3 protein-coding genes are annotated in these 22628 nt (G+C 48.1%); 1 reads left to right on the plus strand and 2 read right to left on the minus strand.

Annotated features, from left to right (window positions below):
• Positions 1-21203, minus strand: a 21203-nt coding sequence (locus CRENPOLYSF2_RS14970; RefSeq protein ID WP_087144757.1) for a tandem-95 repeat protein, incomplete at its 3' end; no start/stop codon positions are given.
• A 349-nt stretch (positions 21204-21552) separates the two neighbouring features.
• On the opposite strand from CRENPOLYSF2_RS14970, the gene CRENPOLYSF2_RS14975 reads away from it, so the two are divergent.
• Positions 21553-22074: a Uma2 family endonuclease gene (locus CRENPOLYSF2_RS14975; protein ID WP_473206032.1), complete on the plus strand. Its 522-nt coding sequence runs from the start codon at positions 21553-21555 to the stop codon at positions 22072-22074.
• Positions 22075-22174: 100 nt separating this feature from the next.
• On the opposite strand, the gene tolA is transcribed toward CRENPOLYSF2_RS14975, so the two are convergent.
• Positions 22175-22628, minus strand: a 454-nt coding sequence (tolA, locus tag CRENPOLYSF2_RS14980; protein ID WP_087144759.1) for a cell envelope integrity protein TolA, incomplete at its 5' end; no start/stop codon positions are given.

Raw genomic sequence — 22628 nt, forward strand, 5'->3', positions numbered from 1 at the left:
GTGGTGTTGGCCAACAGGCCGGTGGCGGCCGGTACAACCAGGGTTTGGTCTTCGGTGACGCTGTTGCTGTCATCCAGATCCACCGGCGCATCGTTTACCGGTGTAATATTGAAGTTCAAGACATTGGCTGTGGTATCAATATCAACAGCACTATTAGCTGTACCGCCATCATCTTGTACTTTAAAGCCTAATGCACCCAGGCCTGTGCCGTTGACGTTATCAGCTGGATCAAAAATTAGTTTGCCAGCAATAATGTCAGCTACGCTGATGACATCACCTACAGCAACCGGAGCGCCATTTAGCAGGTAAACGCCTTCTGTAGACACTGGCATACTGCCAATAACAATATTTAGGAACAGGTTAGCCGGTGTATCCAGCGGATCACTAAAACCAAAGTCGGCCGTCGTTACGGTATAGTTAGTGTCTTCATTGATAATGATTGTTTTGTCCGTGCCAACCGGTGCATCATTCACGGACACCATAGCCAGCGTCAATGTTGAGATATCAATTGCGTTTGGCAGGCCGCTGTTGTCATTAATGCTGTAAGTAACTGGTGGAATTGCACCAGCATAATCAGGGACGGGGGCAAAGCTGTAGCTGCCGTCACTGTTAATAATCAGTACGCCTACGCCTGGCAATGTTGCAACACCCGGTACTCCAGCGCTTACAGGGTAAGTCGTACCATTCACTGTAAAATCAGTGACGCTTGGTAAAAGACCATCTATATCAGTTGAATTGGCTAACAATCCAGTGGCTTTCGGTACAATTAATGTTTGGTCTTCGGTGACACCATTAACTTCATCGCCATCTATCGGTGCATCATTTACCACCGCCATGATGAGCGTCAGCGTTGAGGTATCGGTTGCGTTTGGCAAGCCACTGTTGTCGTTAATCGTGTAGGTGACAACAGGAACAATGCCGTTGTAATTGGTGGTTGGTTTAAAGCTGTAGCCGCCATCGCTATTGATAGTCAAGTCACCACTCGCCAAAGTAGCCACACTCGGTACGCCAGGTATTACTTGATAAGTGATACCGTTCACTGTGAAATCAGTCACTGTTGGAATCAGCCCATCAACATCAGTGCTATTAACCAATAGACCAGTTGCCGCTGGCACAACCAGGGTTTGGTCTTCGGTAACAACATTGCTTTCATTCAGATCCACGGGCGCATCGTTTACAGGCACCATGACCAGTGTCAGTGTTGATGTATTGGTGGCATTTGGCAAGCCACTGTTATCGTTAATAGTGTAGTTAACGGGTGGAATAGTACCGTCATAATCAGGTGCTGGTGCGAAGCTGTAGCTGCCATCGGTATTGATGGTCAATACACCTACGCCCGCCAATGTTGCGACACCGGGTGCCCCAACTGTCACAGGGTAAGTCGTACCGTTGACGGTGAAGTCAGTCACCGTTGGAATCAGGCCATCTACATCAGTGCTGTTGGCCAACAAGCCGGTTGCTGCCGGTACGGTCAGTGTTTGGTCTTCGATGACGCTGCTGCTTTCATCCAGATCCACCGGTGCATCGTTTACCGGTGTAATATTGAAGTTCAAGACATTGGCTGTGGTATCAATATCAACACCACTATTGGCTACACCGCCGTCATCTTGCACTTTAAAGCCTAATGCGCCAAGGCCTGTGCCGTTGACGTTATCAGCTGGATCAAAGACCAATTTACCAGCAATAATGTCAGCTACGCCGATGATATCACCTACAGCAACTGGAGTGCCATTTAGCAGGTAAACGCCTTCTGTAGACACTGGCAGACTGCCAATAACGACATTCAGGAACAGGTTAGCCGGTGTATCCAGCGGATCACTAAAACCAAAGTCTGCCACCGTTAGGGTATAGTTAGCATCTTCGTTGATAGCCACTGTTTTATCAGCGCCTATCGGGGCATCATTAACAGGCGTGATGTCAAAGTTCAATACCTTAACAAGCGCGCTAGTATCAATCCCTCCGTTAGTTGCACCGCCATCATCTTGTACTTTAAAACCTAATGCGCCAAGGCCTGTGCCATTGAGATTATCAGCTGGATCAAAAACCAGTTTACCCGCCGTAATATCGGCTACGCTAATAACTTCCCCCACAGCAATTGGAGCGCCATTAAGCAGGTATACACCTTGTGTAGGGGCTGGCAGACTGTCAATAATAACATTCAAGAACAGGTTAGCCGGTGTATCCAAAGGATCACTAAAGCCAAAGTCGGCTCCTGTTACGGTGTAAGTGCTATCTTCGTTGATAGTCACCGTCTTATCGGCTCCTACTGGTGCAGCATTGACATTACTAACGTCTATTGTCAATGTGGCTGAAGACGTATCACCGTTAACATCGGTAATGGTGTAATTAAAGACTTCGGTTAAGCCTGCAACGGGAACCTTGCCTTGTGGCGGCGGTGTGTAATCGTAACTGCCATCGGTTTTTAACAACAAGATACCGCCATTACTGGTCGTGAAAGCCATACCGATAGTAATTGATGTGCCACCTTGATTTGCAGCTGTAATAATTGTTGTAAGATCGCCTTTGTCATCACCGGTTAAAGCATCGGTCATGACATTACCGGTAATCAGGGCTCCCGCTTCAATGGCCATTGCTGTATCAGCAACCGCCAGCGGTTCTTTGTTAGTGACAATAATATCAGCGGCAGTCACTGCCGTTAATTGCACACCGGTTACACCACCCAAATCGTTTATTGTAGCTGTCAATACATGGTCAAGATCACTATTGAGCACCGGCGTATACATTAAGCCGCCAGCCGCTGCAAGCGTGTCATTAATGACTGACAATGGCGCGGTGATAATGATTGTACCTGTGCCATTACCGGTAATTTGTGCCGGTGTTAAACCCAGTGGTAAATTGTCCAGTAGATTTAGTGTACCCGCATCAACAGATAAAGTAACTCTAACATCGCTGGCTAGCGCATCTGGATCAGCAAACGAAATGTTTGTTAACTCTACGGGTTCATTAACGCCGGTGTTATAACTGTCAACAGTTGGAACAGGTGGAAGATTAGCCGCCTGTACAGTAATTACACGGGTATCAATATCCGCTTCTGATGTGGGTGTGCCGGTTAAACCGGGATCTGTCCCTGTGTTGCCAGCGTCATCGGTCGTCATGGTAAAGACAATATTACCGGATGCTCCCACTACTGGTGTATACACAGGTGCGTTAGCACTGTTGGCCAGATAGGTATTAATATGGCTTAAAGTACCTGTTAGAACTACTGTATTCGTGCCTGTGCCGCTAGCGGTAACCGTGCCGGTACTGCTGGCTGTTAACATACCGGTCGCTACATTGAGGGTTACCGTTATTACGCCACTGGCGGCATCAGTATCTGCAATGGATAAGCCTGTTAAAGCCACATCGGTATTAAATGCCGTTGTATAGGCCACATCACCATTTACCAACCCAGGTAAGGTATTGATTGGCGCTGTATTGTTGACAGGTGCAACGTTATCTCGATAATCCAAATCCGCCGTTAACGGCACAGCCCCTGCCCCATCCGTCGCTGTATCACTGTCGCTATCGGCTAAATTAAACGTTGTCCCGTTTAAGTTTTCATCGTTAACATTAAAACCATCCGTGGTGCTTGTTCCTTCAAACTTATCCAACAAACCATCTTGGTCTGTATCAACTGTACTCGTATTGGTAACGGCCGTGCCTGTACGTTCGGTGCTGTCGGGAATAGCATCACCATCACTGTCACCGTCTAAATAATCCGGTGTAGTATCTGAGTTAGTGGCACTGGCATCGGTATTAACCGGTGTTAAACCTACCCCATAGGTATCGTCTAAACCGTCTTTGTTAGCATCAACAAAAGCCACGCCCATACCAGACGGTGCTTTATAAGCTGCGGTTGTTTGCGCTTCTACGTTATCGGTTATACCGTCGTTGTCAGAATCAATGTCCAGAGCGTTAATTAAACCATCATTATCAAAGTCTGCTGAAGACGAATCCGCAGTAAACTGTATAAATTGGTCGTTAAAAGTTGCTGCTCCATTCGCATTCTGTGAATCATACAGATAGAAACGAATCGTATAGCTGGTAGACGGAGTTAGGCTGTTGTCATAAATGCTCGGTGCGGTCTGTGCCGTAAAAGTTCCCGCTACGTTGGTGGTAGGTACGATTTGGTAAGGATCGTACAAGACACTTGATGTCGTAAAGCTATCGCTAGAAATGTAAGCAGCAACTTTGTAATTACCCAAATTGCTACCGCCATCTATTTGCGGAGTCAGATGGTGGAACATGTTGTTAATATGGGCAATCGCACCCGCTGCCGTAGTAAAGGTTACTTCAACATAGTCGTTGTTACTGATGGCGGTCGCCAAGTCTGCTGCATTAGCGCCTTCCAGGTCATATTCCCATTCTGAGTTATTGTTCCCTGTGATTGCCGTTAAGCCAGCGCCCAGTAAACTACTGCCTGGATTGGCGATAATATCGCCAATGTTTGGCGCACTACCAAAACTGGAAGTAGTACCAACAGTTGATGTACCGCCATTGGCATTATGGAAATATTCTAATTGCCCACCAACCGATACCCGCGCAGGCCCTTCCACTGTATCTAAAATGCCGTCGTTGTCGTCGTCTATATCTATGTTGTTGGCTATACCATCACTGTCAGTATCCAGAATAACATTAATGACTTCATTGGCTGTGGCTGTGCCGCCTTTACCATCATTAATAACATAGGGGAAACTTACCGTACCCGTAAAACCTGCGGCTGGGATAAAAGTAATGACACCTGCGGTATCAACATTCACTGTACCATTGGCTACAGTAATAATTTTTGCCGTACCCAATATTGGCATGGCTTGACCATTAATGCTGGTAATACTGAGGGTATCACTTGCATCGATGTCGGTATCCAAGGCCAGCGGTGTCAAGATAATACCTATACTGTCCTTAGAGGTAGTGTAATTATCATTTAGCGCTGCGGGGTTAGCATTTGCAGCGGGAACATCACGATAATCCAAATCTTTAGACATCGGTACCGCACCGGCCTTATCGGTATCGGTATCAGCCAGATTAAACGCAGCGCCAATTAAGTTTTGGTCATTAACATCAAAACCATCGTTAACCGTGCTGGCTTCAAATATATCCAGCAAACCGTCGTGATCGGTGTCAGTTGTTACGCCAATCGCTGTTGTGGGTTGTGTATCACCGCGTTCTGCTACGTCTAATACAGTATCGTTGTCGCTGTCGGCATCCAGATAGTCGACAGCATCCGTGCCGTCGGTATTAACTGGAGTTAAACCCGTGGTGGCTACGTAGGCATTATCGAGACCTTGGGCGTTAAATGTGCCTAAAGGCGCAATATAACCTGCTGTGGCTTGCGCTTCTACGTTGTCTGTGATGCCGTCGTTGTCGCTGTCTAGATCAAGACTATTGGAGACACCATCCCCATCCGTATCAGTTGGGCGTACTATGGCGAACGCAAAACCTTGAAACCCAGTCGCCCCATCGGTGCGGCTGGTTGTATTCAATATCAATTGACTGACACCGTCAGACCGATAGACACCCAAACCGAGGTTAGTATCTTTTAATGTAACGGTTTGCGTACCAACTCCGATTACATTAACTGTACCGTCCGTCTCAATCTGCTGCCAAGCAGAACCATCTGTCGTAGCGGCATTAGTCTCACCATTGTCTGAAGTTTCAGCATCAGACCAGGCTATGTCAACATTGAAAGGCTTACCATTGACATCAACAGCTGATATGGCAAACGTGACGGATTCAGGGGTTGTATCCAACGTATTGTCGTAAAGCGACATGTTGCTACCCGTGCCATAAAGGTTCTGTAGCCTTGCACCAGGCCACGTTGCCAGAGATGAGGGCGAATATGTATCACTGGCTGATGCCGATGCAGCTGTTACCGTGAGGGTAATGACAGAACCATCTGAGAGCGTTACCACCTGCTTATCGCCCACGTCAATGCCGTCAGTCCAATTTGTGTTTGTCCATTCAACCCAGTGTAATACACTTATGAACGCACCAGTTCCACCTTGGGCGTTACCCACCGAAGCACCTACATCTTCGACCGTATCCAATATGCCATCATTGTCATCATCAATATCGGTGCTGTCAGCTATACCATCACTATCAGTATCAAGTGGAGTAACGGCTGTAATGTTATCCCGATAATCCAGATCCGCTGTTAAAGCGATAGCCCCTGTTCCATTGGCGGCGGTATCATTGTCCGTATCGGCCAATGTGAAGTTACCGGACACATCCAGGTTGCTGTCATTAACATCAAAACCATCGCTAACCGTACCCGCTTCAAAAATATCCAGCAAACCGTCTTGATCGGTGTCAGCTGTTACGCCAACCGCTGTTGTAGGTTGTGTATCACCACGTTCTGCTACGTCTAATACAGTATCGTTGTCGCTGTCGGTGTCTAAATAGTCAGGTGTAGTATCTGATGTGGTTGCGCTAGCATCGGTGTTAACTGGATTTAAGCCAATACTGGCAGCGACCAATATGCTTGCGTCATCGGCATCATAGACATCGTCAAGGCCATCGTTGTCAGCATCTCCCATTAATGCACCAATACCAGAGGGAGCTATATAACCAGCTGTGGTTTGCGCTTCTATGTTATCGGTTATACCATCGTTGTCACTGTCAATATCCAGTGAGTTAATCAGACCATCGTTATCCGTATCAATATTGCCACGGTTGTTATAAAACAAATGCAAGTCGTTTATGTTGGCACTCCCCCCGTTGCCTACTGGGTTTGCATAGACAAATGTTCTGACGGTATATGCTGTGTTGGGTTGAAACACAAAACCAAAATCAGATGGAAATTGATTCCAAATGTAACCGCCACCGCCATCTTGTGGCAATGTATAGGTTGAAATCAGTGTCGATCCTGGTGTAGCGAAATTATCAGATGAAACCTCGATGGTAATGGTATAGCCAAATTTGGCAGTGTTGCTGATGATGCCCAGTGCTAGTGATGACAGGTCGCCGTAATCATTCAGAGTTTCAAAACTCAAGTCGTAGTAGTCGTTGTTGATCCGTGCATCAGCAAGTGTCGCAGAATTCAGGCCGTTCATGGTGATGGCTTCATTGGCCGGATCGGTCGCAACGGTGATACCAGCCCCTGGGGTTACGGCAGATACGTTTTGGACGAATGCAGCATCAATGCCACCGGCATTTAAGTGCCCACCAACGCCACCATCGCCATTATTGGAGGTCCAGCGGGCTATTAGGCCGGAGTAGTCCAGTGGCATTTCTGTAAGATCGACTATTCCGTCGTTGTCGTCATCAATATCAATAACATTGGCAATACCATCACTGTCAGTATCGATAACAACTACATTAGTAATGCCATTAATGGTAATAGTTGCCGTACCTAAATCGAAGCCACCGTTGCCATCCGAAATTTGATAGACAAATTGGTCAGTCGCTGTTTGGCCTGCATTGAGGGAATTAAAAGCACCGTTTGGATTGTATGTATAAGAACCGTTCGCATTAACCGTTACAATTGCACCAGACGGCAATGTGACAGGCACAGCCACATTCGCGTTAGAGCCTTGTACCTGCGATATAATTAAGGTATCGCCGTCCGCATCGGTATCATTAGATAACAATCCAGGTGCTGAAACCACAAGCGGTGTCGCTTCATCCGTTGAACCAGTATCAACAGAGGCATAGGTAGACCCTGGAATAAAATTGGTGTCTTTCGCATCAATAGTAAACGTCGTGTTCGTGCCGCCATTACGCAATACCATTACAAAGGACTGCACATTTTCAATAACGGTTCCAAATGCCAAATCTTTTTTATCACCACTACCTGCTACACCGGTATTACCTTCGTATAAGGCATCATCTACTGTACCGGAGAACGTGGTATTACCGCCTGATGTCGTTTGTTGTAACGTAGTGGTTGGCGTTTTTAAAACGTTTGTTAAAATATTGGTCGGTAATGTAATCGCTTCTGAAACAGTAGTTGATGACACTGAACCAGATGTAGCATGACCAATCCAATCGATGTCACTAAAATTTAAAGGTCCAGAAAATGCGGTGGGCGTATTAGTACCAGAAACAAAAAACTCTACCAGCATTGTATGAGTAGCCGGTGTAGTGGCAGCACCAGTAGCGCCTTGTAATCTGATACGCGCGACATCAATATTGTTACCAAACTCTACATAACCTGCCGTTGCAGTAGTGGATTGGTAGGTTATTTTCATATCTACAGCAATGCCGTCATAAGTACCTATATTGCTATAAAGTGCAGTGTCGCCTGGATGTGCCTGCAATACATTACCGCCTGCCGCAGTGACTATAGGTGCACCAAAAAGGCCTGTACCAAATTCTGTGGGCGCTAAAACCAAGCTATCCGGTGCTACTGGCGCTCTATTGGGTGCTAAAAGGCCATTCCACTTCGTTGCACTTATGGATTTAGCTTCAATAACACCGGTAGTATTTTCTAATTTCCAGTCACCACCTAAAGTAGCAGCCCCGGTATTATCGATAGAGGCAGCCACATCCGCGCCCGTTACAGCAGCCAACGCATCAACAGCTTCGGCATCCTGGCCAAAATTACACCCGTAAACCAGAATGTCGCCTGTTTCACTTAAAACCGCGCCAATTTTGGCTAGATCTTGGGCGTAGACACCTGAAATCGAGGTGCTATTTAATACATCAACCCCCAGATTAAACGATCCTTCAATGTTGCCTAAACCTTGACCATTATTACCCGCAGTCACTTCACCATGTGCCAGGAAATGAATGGAGTTAATGCCGGTTAAACCCGCCAGCGCATTGGCCAATTTTGCAACGCCATGCTCGCCCACATTAATCTTTATAACTTTCGCACCGGCTGGAATAGAGTTCAACAGCTTCTCAATATTGGGCACTGACATATCGACAACGACAATATCACGGGCTTTTATCACCGGTTTTATAGCAACAACCGGCGTATCATTAACCGGAACAACAGTCACTTTAGAAACCACAGGTACACTGGTTGCGTTGCTGCTATCAGTTACCGTAAAGGTTAAAGTACGATCACCCGCTGTAGGCGTTTCACCGGTATGTTCATAACGCATCCCCTGAATGAGTGCGCCAAGATCAGACGGAGGTAGAACAACACCAGATACAGCATTAACAATAGTAAATGTTTGTGTACCGGCATTGAAAGTCATCGCTACTGTAGTACCGCCAATCGTAGCGTTAACAGCTGTACTAACCGTTTGGTTTAGCGCAAACACATGTCCAGCAATCGTTATGCTTTCTTCTGTGTTGCTAATAACATCCGCTACAACAATGTTCAGCGTGATCAGATCACCTTCACCCACGTCATTGAAGATTGCATCGGTATCTACCACGGTAATCGGTATAGAATTTTCAATGTAAGGGAAAGCATAGCCATTGTCGTTAGCACCGCCCCCTGAGTTGTTGGGATCTAGCGATAACACAGGATCATCATTAACCGGTGTGACATTCAAGCTAATCGTGTTGGGGCTAAGGTCAGTATCTTTATTGCCTAATAACATGCCGCCGTCGTCAACCACCTGGAAGGTAAAGGAGGTAAGTCCGTTACCATTACTGTTAAGATCAGGTGTCCAGATCAAATTGGCAATGTCGGTTACACTCACCGCCTGCCCTGCTGTCACCGCTACATTTGCCAAACTCAGCGTACCGTTGGTTGGCAATGTGGTAATAATGACAGACTGGAAGCTGTTGGGTGTCGGTGCATCAATCGGGTCGGTAAAGCCAAAATCAGCCGCTGTGAAGCTATGTGCATTATCTTCAAGCGTGGTAATGGTGCTGTCGGTACCTGCGGGTGCATCATTAACAGGCGTAACATTAACCAGCACGACACCGGTTGCTGTGCCGTTTTCGCCGTTGTCAATGGTGTAACTGAACGTTGCCTGGCCGTTAAAGTCAGGTGCTGGTTGGAAAGTCAATTTTCCGTCCAGACCCAGCGTAACAGTGCCATTAGCCACCGGAACCGGAGCGCCGCCCGCCACAATCGGCAGGCCACCCACGTCAGTAATAGTCAGGCTACCGCTGCCAGAACCACCCAACAAGTCATTGGTTAGAACACTAATGCTTACCGATGTCTCTTCATTGGTTGTCGCACTGTCGTTAGTAGCGACAGGTGGCGGGGTCAACATGATAGTACGGACATCAAAGTCGGTTTTCGGGCCGTTAATACCGGCATTGCCATTGTCATTGGAAGACATAACAAATGACACCGGTGTCAGACCGACAGGGGCATTAAAATCCAGCCCGTGTGCAGATGCCAATGTGGCGTTGATTTCAGCTAACGAAGCGTTAATCGTAATGGACGAGGTACCGTTACCTGTTACTTGTGCCGCTGTTATACCACCAGGGACAGTGGTGTCCAAGTGCAATGAACCAACACCCACATTATTGATTTTAGTGGAGAAGATAACTGTCATGACACCTGAGCCCGCATCAGGGTCGCTCAACGAGATGCCGGACAAGTTGACAGTGCCACCAGCGGCCATGGTGAACACCGCTGGCAGGTTATTGACCGGCGCATCATCAACAGCAATAACATGAACAGTCGTCGTGGCGGTGTTGGAATTGTTGTCACCATCGCTCACAGTCACATCAATCAGGCGATCGACGGTACTTGGCATGTCGTTTGTCGCAACAAAGGTAATCGCATTGATTGCCGCCGCATAATCGGCTTTGGTTGCAGTGCCCGATAGCGTAATAGTGCCTGTTGTTGGGTTATAGGCTGAAGCCGTAATACCGGCTGGCAATGTGCCCGCCACCAGCATATCGCCCAGCTGTGCATTGGTCAGCACAATAGTGGCTGATTCCATTACGGTGTCGTCAACATCGGTTACCAACGCACTCGGTGCTGAAAGGGATACACCTGCCCCGTTTTCGGTAAAGGTGGCGACAAAACCACTGCCTGCTACAGCGCCATCAAGATCGAGTATCGGTGGATCGTTGACCGGTGTGACAGTAAGGGCAAGTGTCGCGCTGGTTTCTTCAGCACCATCGGAGACTATATAAGTCACCAGCGGCACGGAGCCGTAATAATCGGCCACGGGCGTAAACGTGTAAGCGCCATCACTGTTGATTTTTAACGTACCTACGTTAGGGATGGTCGCGGTAGCACCGGCTGTAAATGGCGCAACAATACCATTAACCGTGAAAGTGGTAACGGCCAAAGCAGGGCCGTCCACATCACTGTCGTTTGCTAACAAACCTGTGAGAGCAGGTACAGTAAGGCTTGTGTCTTCCGGTGTTGTGCCGGTGTCATTTTGGGCTACAGGCGCATCGTTAACTGGCGATACTGGCCCTAAAGTCAGGGTTGCACTTGCATTACCACCGTTATTATCAGTGATGGTGTAGGTTGCAACAGGTACGGGGCCGTTGTAATCTAGGGCTGGCGTGAAGGTATAGCTGCCATCGGCCTTGATTTGCAGTGTGCCAACATTGGGGATAGTCGCCGTGGCATCTGCACTGTAAATTGTCGTATCACCTGCGATAGTGAACTGGGTTACATTGAGCGCCAGGCTATCAATATCGGTGTCATTTGGGAGTATTACATTACCGGTTGTTGGGATATCTTCGACCACAACATTAACGTCGTTGACGGCAACCGGTGGATCATTGACGGCAATAATTGTGCCGGTGACGTTGGCCGTGGCAAGGCCACCATGACCATCACTGATGGTGTAAGTAAAGCTCACTGAGCCGCTGTAATTAGGCGCGGGTGTAAAGCTCAGGGTGCCATCCGCATTCAGCGTAACCGATCCATTGGTCACCGCAACCGGTGTGCCAACAACAATCGCGGTAGTGCCAATTTTGGTGATAGTCAGCGTATCGCCATCAGGATCACTGTCGTTGTTTTTTACCGGAATAACAACCAGCGTATCTTCATCCGTTGTAAAGCTGTCATCCACGGCTATCGGCAAGCGGTCGATATTAATCAGCGCTGTATCAAGATCAGACAGCTCCCCCCCTGTGCCGGTGTTACCCAAATCGTTGGTGATTACGGCAAATGAGGCGAGGCCGAATGCGTTCGCTAACGGGGTGAACAACAGGCCATTGCTGGCGGCCAGCGTTGTATTGATAACCGAAAGCGGTGCGGTGATTTCAATGGTATCTGTGCCGTTACCGGTAATTTGTGCAGCAATCAGGCCACCTGGCACGTTGGCTAACAACGCAAGTGTGCCTTTTTCAACACCCAGGGTTACTTTGACATCCGCCGTTCCTGCATCAATATCTGCAATTGAAACGCCGGTAATCGGCATGGGTGTGCCCACCACAGCCTCATACGTGGCTGGCACTGTATTGACAGGGGCATCATTAACCGGTGTTACCAGGCCGGTGACGGTTGCTGTTGCAGACGCATAGGCATCAGCAATGGTATAGGTGAATGAGGGCGAGCCGTTGTAATCAAGGTTGGGTGTAAACACCAAATTGCCAGAGGCATCAAGCGTAACCACACCACCGGTTACAGGCACTCCAGGCGTTCCTGTTGTGATTGGGGTGTTATTGACTTCTGTCACCTTAAAGGGTAATGCGGCAGGATCACTGTCGTTGCCCACTACCATAATCGTAACCGGCAGGTCTTCGCTGGTTATAAAGCTGTCGTCATTGGCAATAGGTGGCGGAAAAACGGTCAGGTCGACTGTCTCGGTGATGGATAAAGGTCCACCTACACCGGTATTGCCGTTGTCGTTGGTGGTGAAGGTCAGTGTATCAAAGCCATAGAAATTGTTAGCGGGGGTGTAGGTGACACTGGCTATTGCTGTATTGATATCGGCGAGCGTCCCCGTAAAGGTCATGGTGCCATCAGCAGTGCCGTCACCGGTCGCAAAGCTCAATCCGGCAATCGATCCCAGTGTTAACGTGCCATGACCGACGGACAGGGTGACCGTCTCCGTGCTGCCATTCGCATCGACATCGGAAACTGAAAGACCTGGAATGCTGATCGGTGTATTAATGCCGGTGTTCTGCGCCAAGGGGACGACTTCGACGGGTGCATCGTCCACCGGTGTGACATCAAAGGTGATGGTATTGGCGCTTTGGTCGGTATCTTGACCGCCTGAAGCTGTACCGCCATCATCAACGACCTTAAAGGTAAAAGAAGCAAGCCCTGCCCCATTGGCGTTAAGATCGGGTGTCCAAACCAGATTAGAAATGTCAGCCACGCTGACCAACTGCCCTGCTGTCACGGCTACATTGGCCAAGCTCAACGTACCGTTAGCGGGCAAGGTAGTAATAATAACCGAGGTGAAGCTGTTAGCCGGTGTATCGTTAGGATCGGTGAAACCAAAATCAGCGACAGTGAGGTGGTAAGCGGTGTCCTCAAGGGTGGTGACAGTCTTGTCTGTACCCGCCGGTGCATCATTTACCGAAGTAACAACAAGCGTTACGGTTGTAGAACTTTCTTCATTGGTAGCAGTCCCCGACGTATTCGGATCTAGCCCTGTGTTGCCTTGGTCGTTAATGGTGGCTGTCAGTGTGACATCGGCAACAGCATTGAGGGCTGTCGTATACGTTACTTTCGATGCAGCAATAAAGGCGTTGATGTCCGCCAATGTACCGGTTAGGGTCAGGCTGGTGGCTGTGCCACCCACAGTAACGCCATTACCTGATGCCGCTGACAGCGACCCCACTGGCACAGCCAATGTTGCAAGCACACTAGCCGTACCGGCATCCACATCTGAGAAGACTAGGCCGCTAATCACTGAGGCGACATCTTCGGTGACATTGATTGAGGCCGGAGCCACAAGGGTTGGGCGGTCGTTGACCGGCGTTACATCAATCGTAATGGTATTGGCGCTTTGGTCGGTGTCTTGGCCGCTATTGGCTGTGCCACCGTTGTCTACAACCTGGAAGTTAAATGAAGCAAGACCTACGCCGTTGCTGTTAAGGTCTGGTGTCCAGATCAAATTAGGAATATCAGCCGCACTGATTTCATCCATTGTCCCCACGGGTGCGCCCAGCAGCGTCAATGTACCCGATGTTGGCAGTGTAGTAATAATGACAGACTTAAAGCTGTTAGGTGTCGGTGCATCAAGCAGATCGGTAAAGCCAAAATCAGCGGCTGTGAAGGTATGGGCGGTATCTTCAAGCGTGGTAATAGTCTTGTCTGCACCTGCGGGTGCATCGTTAACGGGGGCGATAGTGATATTGATCGTGCCAGTGTCTACGCCGCCTAAACCATCTTGTACGACGTAATCAAAACTAGCAGGCCCGTTGTAGTTAGCGGTCGGATTAAAAGTGATAACCCCTGCCACATCAACTGTAACAGTACCGTTCGGCACGGTTATGGTTTGGGCAGTGTTAGGTATAAGGTCAGTGCCGTTAATGGATTTAACGCTCAGTACATCTTCATCAAAATCGGTATCGTTACCCACCAGGTTTAGGAGGATAACTGAGGTATCTTCTTTGGTAGTGAAGTTATCATCAACTGCTACTGGCGGGTTATTGATGCCACGGAACGCAAGGTCTTTAATAATTGGAATGGCATTGCTACCATCGGCATTCAGTAGCGTCGCTTTGGCCAGATTAAAATTGGTGTTGGTAACATCAAGGTTCTGGTCGTTGACATCATAGCCATCACTGACACTACCGGCTTCAAAAATATCCAGCAAGCCATCTTTATCAGTATCGGCTGTTACGCCAACCGCTGTTATGGGTTGAGTATCGCCCCGTTCTGCAACGTCAGGTGCTAGGTCGTTATCACTGTCTAAATCCAGGTAATCAGGATTATCGGTGCCGTCAGTGTTAACAGGTGTTAAACCAACGCCAGTTGCGCCCGCTGCAATACCCACTGCCGTGGTGTTATCGTAATTGTCGTCCAGACCATCCTGATTGACATCAATAAAACCTGCCCCTGGCATACCGGATGGCGCAATATAGCCCTTAGTGGTTTGTGCCTCTACGTTGTCGGTGATGCCGTCGTTGTCTTTGTCGATGTCAAGGCGATCAACGATGCCGTCGTTGTCGCTATCGGTATCAAGGCCAGCTAAGCCACCCTCAAATCGGCCCGTAAGCCCCCATCCCATATTGCCTGTCCATGTCAGCCCAGGAATCAGGGTTTCACTGACCGAGTTAGGTACGCCTGACGTAAATGTAATTTGGGAAATATTGCTAGCGCCTCCACCTGCGATGCTGAAGATGTTGCCGTTGATATCGGCACCCAAGCCCAAGGATGTATTACTCACTACCCCCAAATCAATGTGGCTAACATAGTCGTTATTGGCATCTATCGTAATTTCGTACAGATGGACTGCGCCACCAACATACCAAGACGTATAGGCTTTATCATTGATAAACAGAGTATCGCCTGCGGAACCTCCAGAACCAAAATGGTGCCACAGCGTAAACGAACCGGTATCTGGATCGACGCGGTAGATATTGGAGGAGGGTGAGGATGAGCCTGCGCCTACGTAGGCAAAGTCGCCATAGAAAGCCACCGAAGCCGGCCTTATATCGCCATAGAATGTGTTGATAAGCGTCATGGCACCCGTCGAAGGATTAATTTCATACCAGCGCATAGCATCTGTTGAATAATCCGTACCATAGAGGCGGCCATCATTGCGGTAACCGATATCACCCAATGCTATGGGGGTCGTTGACAGTAGGGTCACCGTTGGCGTTCCGAGCACATCGGAAATTTTATATAAGTGCCCTGCATTGTCACTTCCGACTAGAAAATCTTGTACCTCTGCACGATTGAACTCAACACCATCCAGAACCCCGTCGTTGTCATCGTCAATATCGGTCATGTTAGCTACGCCATCACTATCGGTATCAAGGGTAAGTGTTACTGTGGCCGTGGCTGAGCCGCCCGCACTGTCTGAAATTGCATATTTGAACGTTTCGGTGTCTGGGACTACGCCTGTTTGTAGAACATCAAACGTGCCATCAGCCTTCAGCGTCACCGTTGTACCTGAGGCAAACGTGACTGGCGTTCCTATGACAAGTGGAATAGCTACCAGCGGTGCGGCTGGGTCATAAATAGCTGTCACACTGAGTGGGTCAAGATCCACATCGCGGTCATTGGCGAGCACATTGATATTTTTGACCACGCCTGTTTGCGTAACAATCGGGCCATCATTCACGGCAACCGGTGGAATGTTAAGGTCGCGGAACAATAGGTCTTTCGCCAGTGGCATGGCATTGCTGCCATCGGCCAAAAGGCTCACGTCTTTTGGCAGAGTGAAGTTGGTGTCGGTCACATCAAGATTTTGGTCATTGACATCAAAACCATCCGTGCTGCTGCCAGATTCAAACACATCAAACAGGCCATCGCCGTCTGCATCGGTTGCGGCAGTAGAAAGCCCGGTTTGCACAGGAAGGCCAAAGCCATTTTCTTGCGCGTCAGTCAGCGTGTCATTGTCGCTGTTGGTATCAAGGTAATCAACTTTGTCGGCGTTATCCGTGTTGACGGGTGTTAAACCAACGCCAGTTGCGCCCGCTGTAATACCCGCTGCTGAAGTTTTATCGTAATTATCGTCCAGACCATCCTGATTAACATCAATAAAACCGGCACTTGGCATACCGGATGGCGCTATGTAATCCACTGTGGTTTGTGCTTCTACGTTATCGGTGATGCCGTCGTTGTCGCTGTCGATGTCAAGTGCATCAATAAGGCCATCGCCGTCCGAATCAGGCGGTAATGTGTGCTCACCGAGATACAAGGTCATATACTCAGTGTCTGCACCAGTACCGAGTTTCTCGCGTGTGATGATGATCGTTTTATAGGCCGAACCGGCTGGCAATTTGATGAGAACAGGCACCAAATCTTGATTTCCCGTATAGGTCGCAATGTTTGCGGGGTCGAGTACAAATCCTGTTGGCGTTGCGGTTGCTGATTCCAGAGCGGTGTCTAGAATTGCTCCGTTGGCATCAACGCCGCCGTATCCAGCATCAGGGTTCACTGCGTCCCAACCTGTATAATTTGTTTCGAGGGTTCCATCAGCCTTAATAGCGGTGATAGTTACCTTGGCATCATAGACTGTGAGCCAGTCAGGGTAGATTCCCGAAACGCCAAAAACAGTATATTCATTGGCCACTCCGGCAGTTGTGTTGGTAAAATCCAGAGAAATTTGGTGCTCTACAGGACTTGCCGCAGCAGTTCCTGTAAAAATAGTCAATCCAGATGTTGGCCCTAAAAGCCCATCAGGAAAAGCCGCGTTGAATTCAGACTGACCCACAAAGGTAGCAAGTTCAGGAGCCGTTGTCCCCACGGGGTATCCAGCGAAAGAAACGTAAGCACCGGGCGAATAACTAAACGCAGTATTGATTGCAACTGTGCCTCCATTTGGCATTGGGGCGGTGCCCGTCAGTGAGCCAGCAGTCCAGCCAGAGAAATCCGCAATGTCAAACTTACCTGGCCGTTCTTCCACTGTATCCAGAATGCCGTCGTTGTCGTTATCGATATCGATAATGTTCTTAATGCCATCACCATCGGTATCACGATTCAGTGTCACTGTGGCAGTATCGATATTTCCTAGCCCATCTGAAACCAGATAATCAAACGTCTCAGTATCATTAGACCCAGGCCCCATCTTCACATCCAACGTGCCATCATTTTTTAGTGTTACGGTAGTGCCAGAAGCCAATGTGACAGGCGTACCTGCCACGAGTGGAATAGATGTACCAGGCTGGGCTGGATCAACAATAGTTGTTATAACCAAAGTGCCTGCACCAGGATTGAAGTCATTGGTTTTCGGATCTATATTGACCGTCTTAGCGGGTTGTACTGTGTATGAATCATCGAAAGCTATTTGTGGCAACACAGCCACAGTTGTAACCGCCACATTGGAAGCGGTAGGCGCTGCCGTGGATACCACTGAAACAGCGATACTACGATTACCGTCATCAAGCGCGGTAGTGCTAAAGTGAATCAGATCCAATGCGGCCTGATAATTCGCCTGTGGGCTGCTACTCGTTATGGTAAGCGTACCTGTGGCTGGATTATAAGCCGTCAATATCAGTCCGACTGGCAAAGTACCCACTACTTTGAGCGTGTCACCGGCCACATGGTCGCTGATGGTGACCGTCATGGTGTTGAGATTGGCGGTGTCAGGGTCAGTGACCGATACCAAATTGCCAATTACAACAGCTGACTGAGTAAGCCGATAGCTTGTTGCATAATCTGTACCCGTTGTGGTGGTATCCAAATCAACGCGCGGAGCATCAGGCACGGCGGTAATGGTAACCGTTGCGTTGGCGGTTTCGTTGACACCACCGGATGTAACTGTATAAGAAAATACTGATGATCCGCTTACATCTGCATCTGGCATAAAGGTGATAGTGCCATCCGCTTCAAGTTTAGCTTTTCCGTTAGGAACAGTAACCGTATCACCTGCAATAACTGGCGTTCCGGCAATTGCCGTAATCGTATGGACAGGATTTTCAAAAGAATCGTTTACCAACACCGGAATGATGACTTGCGTGTCTTCATTGGTTGTGATGGCATTTGCCAAAATATCGGCAACGGCAGTCACGGTGATGGTCTTGGTGTCAATATCTTGTAATGGCCCACCTGTACCGGTGTTGCCGCCATCATCGGTAGTCATGGTCAGCGTAACTGCACCATTAAAATCCGGTGTTGGTACAAATTGCGGACGGATAGAAGCCGTGGCACTGGCCAGGACTGCATTGATATTAGCCACCGTACCGGATAACGTCATTGATGACGTACCTGATCCAGTAACGGCAACACTGGCATTACCGGCGGAGGTTAACGTGCCATTATCCACTGCCAATGTAACGGTAACTATACCCGTACCCGCATCAACATCCGTTATGGAAAGCCCCGTTAAATTGAGAATAGTATCTTCTGCTGTACTGTAAGCAGTGGCAGGCAAGGTGTTAACTGGCGCATTATTTATCGGCACATGAATTGTTGAGATAGCCGGATTAGACGGCTGACCGGTCGAATCTACAAGCTGGAAAGTTAAAGTACGATCGCCAGCTGTCAGTGTATTACTGGTGTTATTGTAGGTAATACTACGGACGAGCAAATCAAGATCAGCCTGCGGTGTGATGCCCCCCCCCTGTTTCGTAATGGTAAATTCACCTGTCCCTGCATCCAGGGCGACTGAGAAGGTCGTTGCCCCGACAGTAACGGTTTGGGTTGAGCTTGTATTAAGTGGGAAACTGATGCCCCCAATGCTGGTAACTTCAGCGCCCGCATCTACAACACCCCCTGTTTTGATGGTTAAAGTGGTAAGATCATTTTCACCACCATCAAACACATCGGCATCAATATCAGCCACTTTTACCGGTGCAGTCCCTTTTATATAAGTCGCAGAAAAATCGCGGGCTATATCAGCTATCGCACCCGTAGAATTCAAATCGATGATGGGGGTTTGATCGTGGATAACACCTATCTCGATACCATCAGCCCCCCCACCCTCAGCACCTACGCCGGATAACTGGAAAGAAATCGTCGTAAAAGTGCCATTAACCCTTATAGAACCGGCTGCTGTGTTAGTAAAACTATTGATACCAGACTCACTGACATAGGCCGTTGAAACAAGTTCGCTAGGCGTACGCTGGATTGTGGTGCTAGTTACTTCTAAATGATTTACTCCAGTCACTTTAGTAAGCGTAGCACCGGGTGTGATTAGTGTCCATAACGAAGAATTAGAACGTGAATCTTGCTCTATTATCGCGCCGGTAAGTGTATCAGTAAGCGTAAAGGCAGCGAAGCCACCGAAACGGTCAAGGTTAATTATTGGGTTTGTGACTGGGCGCGAAAAGTTGATAGTAACAGTGCCTGTACCACTATCAGTTGCGGCTTGCGTCATAGGCAGTGCAGTTGTTGGTTCTGGTGATGTATCCCAGTTAAACACAAATGACAAGGATGGATCGCCATCGGCGCTGTTACTGAAGACGGGGATGGTGTTGAAGGCCGAGCCGGTGCCTGTCAACCCTGTAAAAGAAGAATTTGCACTGTTCGATACAAAGCTAATGGTAGTGGTAATTCCCGCCGTGACATTGCTGGCGGTACTGCCACTGACTGTCCATGCACCGGAGTTTGTTGGAGCTAACGTGTCATGCCAAGCGGGTGCAGTAACAACAAGGGTATTAATTACACCAACTTGATCTTCTAATACCCAATTGCCGCCCAAATCAGCAGCGCCGGTAGTATCCGTAGAAGCCGCAACATCAGCCCCCGTTAAATCAGCAATCGAACTAACAAATTGCTGACCCACCCAGGTTTGCGCCACATCACAGCCATACAATAAAATATCGCCGTTAACCGTCAAAGACTGACCAATTTGTGCCAGCTTGTCTGCATAAACCGATAAATTATCACTGCTCACGGTTGAATTGCCCAAAAACAGCTTGCCATCACCACCGTGGCTGACAATTTGAATACTGTCAATACCGGTACGGCCTTGCAAATAATCAGCCATCTGACTAACGCCGTCTTGGCTGTCATACAAGTAAACAATCTCAGCATTGGCCGGTGTTGCCGCCACAATAGCGGCGGGGTTGCTTACACTGGTATCAATAAACACAACTGTGGTGTTAGCTGGCTGGTCAGCAATCGTCACATCACGCACCCAACTGCTTTGCGCACCGGTCATTACATCCACCTGTAACAACACCGAACTTTCAGCGGCTATATGCTCACCATGAAACACAACGTGGGCATTATCCGCCAGACCATCGCCCCAATCCGCCAATACATTAGCAACCGATTGCGTGCCTATTGCATTTAACGCAGTGCCACCCAGCATAGGTACACCGTCAACTACTGCCGGTACAATATGCAACTGGCTAATTTCATGCCAGCCACCCAATTGGTTAGCTACTTGCTGAAAACCCTCTTGGCTACCGTCCAATAACACAACACGACTACCCAGCGGGGGAGTCTCTATTAACGCCCGGCCTTCGGCAGACCGTGAATCAACAATTACCAAAGTAGAAACAGCAGAATTAGCGGTTACTGATGCACTGGTCGACGCAACAAGCTTATCAAATGCGGCGACCTCTTCGGCACTAGGGTTGAATGCAAGAGGGGATATATCAAGACCCAATGATTTAAAGTCGAAATCACTGTGTTGTGACGTGTCAGTAGACGTCTCTTTTTGCTCAGCATTCAGCTGGGCAACATCATTAGCGGTCGCCATAATAGCGCCATCAAACAACAACCTACTTTCTAACGCCAAGCGCAAAGAAGATATTGCTGATTTTTTATTAACTTTGGACTGGCGGCTAGAAGTATTTTTCATCGGCTTAATGGGTAGTTAGTCAGTTGTTAAAACAGTTAGGCTAAATGTAGATCAGCTTAGAAAAATTACTAGGTAGGAATACAAATAATTGTCAGTTTGTGACTTTTTTGAGCTTAGCGTTTAACCTAACGTAAAACCTGCCCTACATCTAAATTAAACGTAATCATTCAGTCCCCCTCTTTGAAAAAGAGGGGTTAGGGGAGATTTTTTAAATAAATCCCCCTCAATCCCCCTTTTTCAAAGGGGGAGGTGAATACATACAATTAAACGTTGTACAATCTCAACAACTAATTAACGGGAGAACACGACAATGGCCTTACACACTAAACCAGACACTGACAGCGGTTACATGACCGAAACAGATTACTTGAACAGTGAACTGAATTCTGACGTTAAACGGGAATATATTGATGGCCGTGTTTATGCAATGGGTGGCGCAAGCAACAATCACGCGCGCATAACCGGTAACGTTTTGAGTGAGTTTGGAAATCACCTAAAAGGTAAGCCATGCGAGGCTTTTGCAGCGGATACCAAAGTTAAAGCCGGACAAAATTACTTCTACCCTGATGTTGTGGTAGATTGCAGCCAGCCTTCTGGCGATGACTATTTCAGCAAAGCGCCGGTGATCATTGTTGAAGTATTATCAAAATCCACCAAAAAACATGACTTGACCACCAAGCTTATCCAATACATTAACCTGCCTTCTTTACAGGAATATGTGCTGATTGAACAAGAATCCGCTGCTGTGCAGATTCTGCGTAGGCGCAATCATTGGCAATCGGAANNACCGTTCGTGCTGAGCCTGTCGAAGCATGAACTTGCTCAAGTTATTTCGTGCGCGTTCCTTAGACAGGCGCAACTTGAGCTATAGACGGGGGGTAGTCTCTTTTTCAAGTTGCAAAAGTGACAAAAATGAGTAAACCATAACATTTAGGGCGGATTGCTATCGCGAATCCGCCCTACGTGTTAATTTACCGATGGATATTAAAAGTTATCGACCTAAATTCCTTTAAAGCCAAAGCCCTATCGCTAGGCACAGGCAAAGGTGATGATTTACGCACCGCATTTTCAGCAGACTGGTTAAAAATAACGTCACCCGTACAAGATGCACTGGCATAAATAACAGCACCTGTGGCTGACATCCGCACTCTAATGCTACAACTACCATGTTTATCAGACGGCAGCACCCAATTTCTAGTTACTTTCTGTTGAATCAACGCCTTATATTTAGCTATTTCATTGGCTGCATTAGCGGCATTGGCTTTTAATAAAGCGGCAGCCTTCTTTGCTATTTCTGCTTTTTTAGCGGCTTCGGCAACCGCCTTGGCACGCGCAGCAGTCGCTTCGGCTTTAGCTTTTTCGGCCGCATCTTTGGCTTTCTTCGCTTTATTTTCTGACTCAGCTCTGTCCGCCGCCTCTTTGGCT

Source organism: Crenothrix polyspora (assembly GCF_900163755.1).
Taxonomy (GTDB): domain Bacteria; phylum Pseudomonadota; class Gammaproteobacteria; order Methylococcales; family Methylomonadaceae; genus Crenothrix; species Crenothrix polyspora.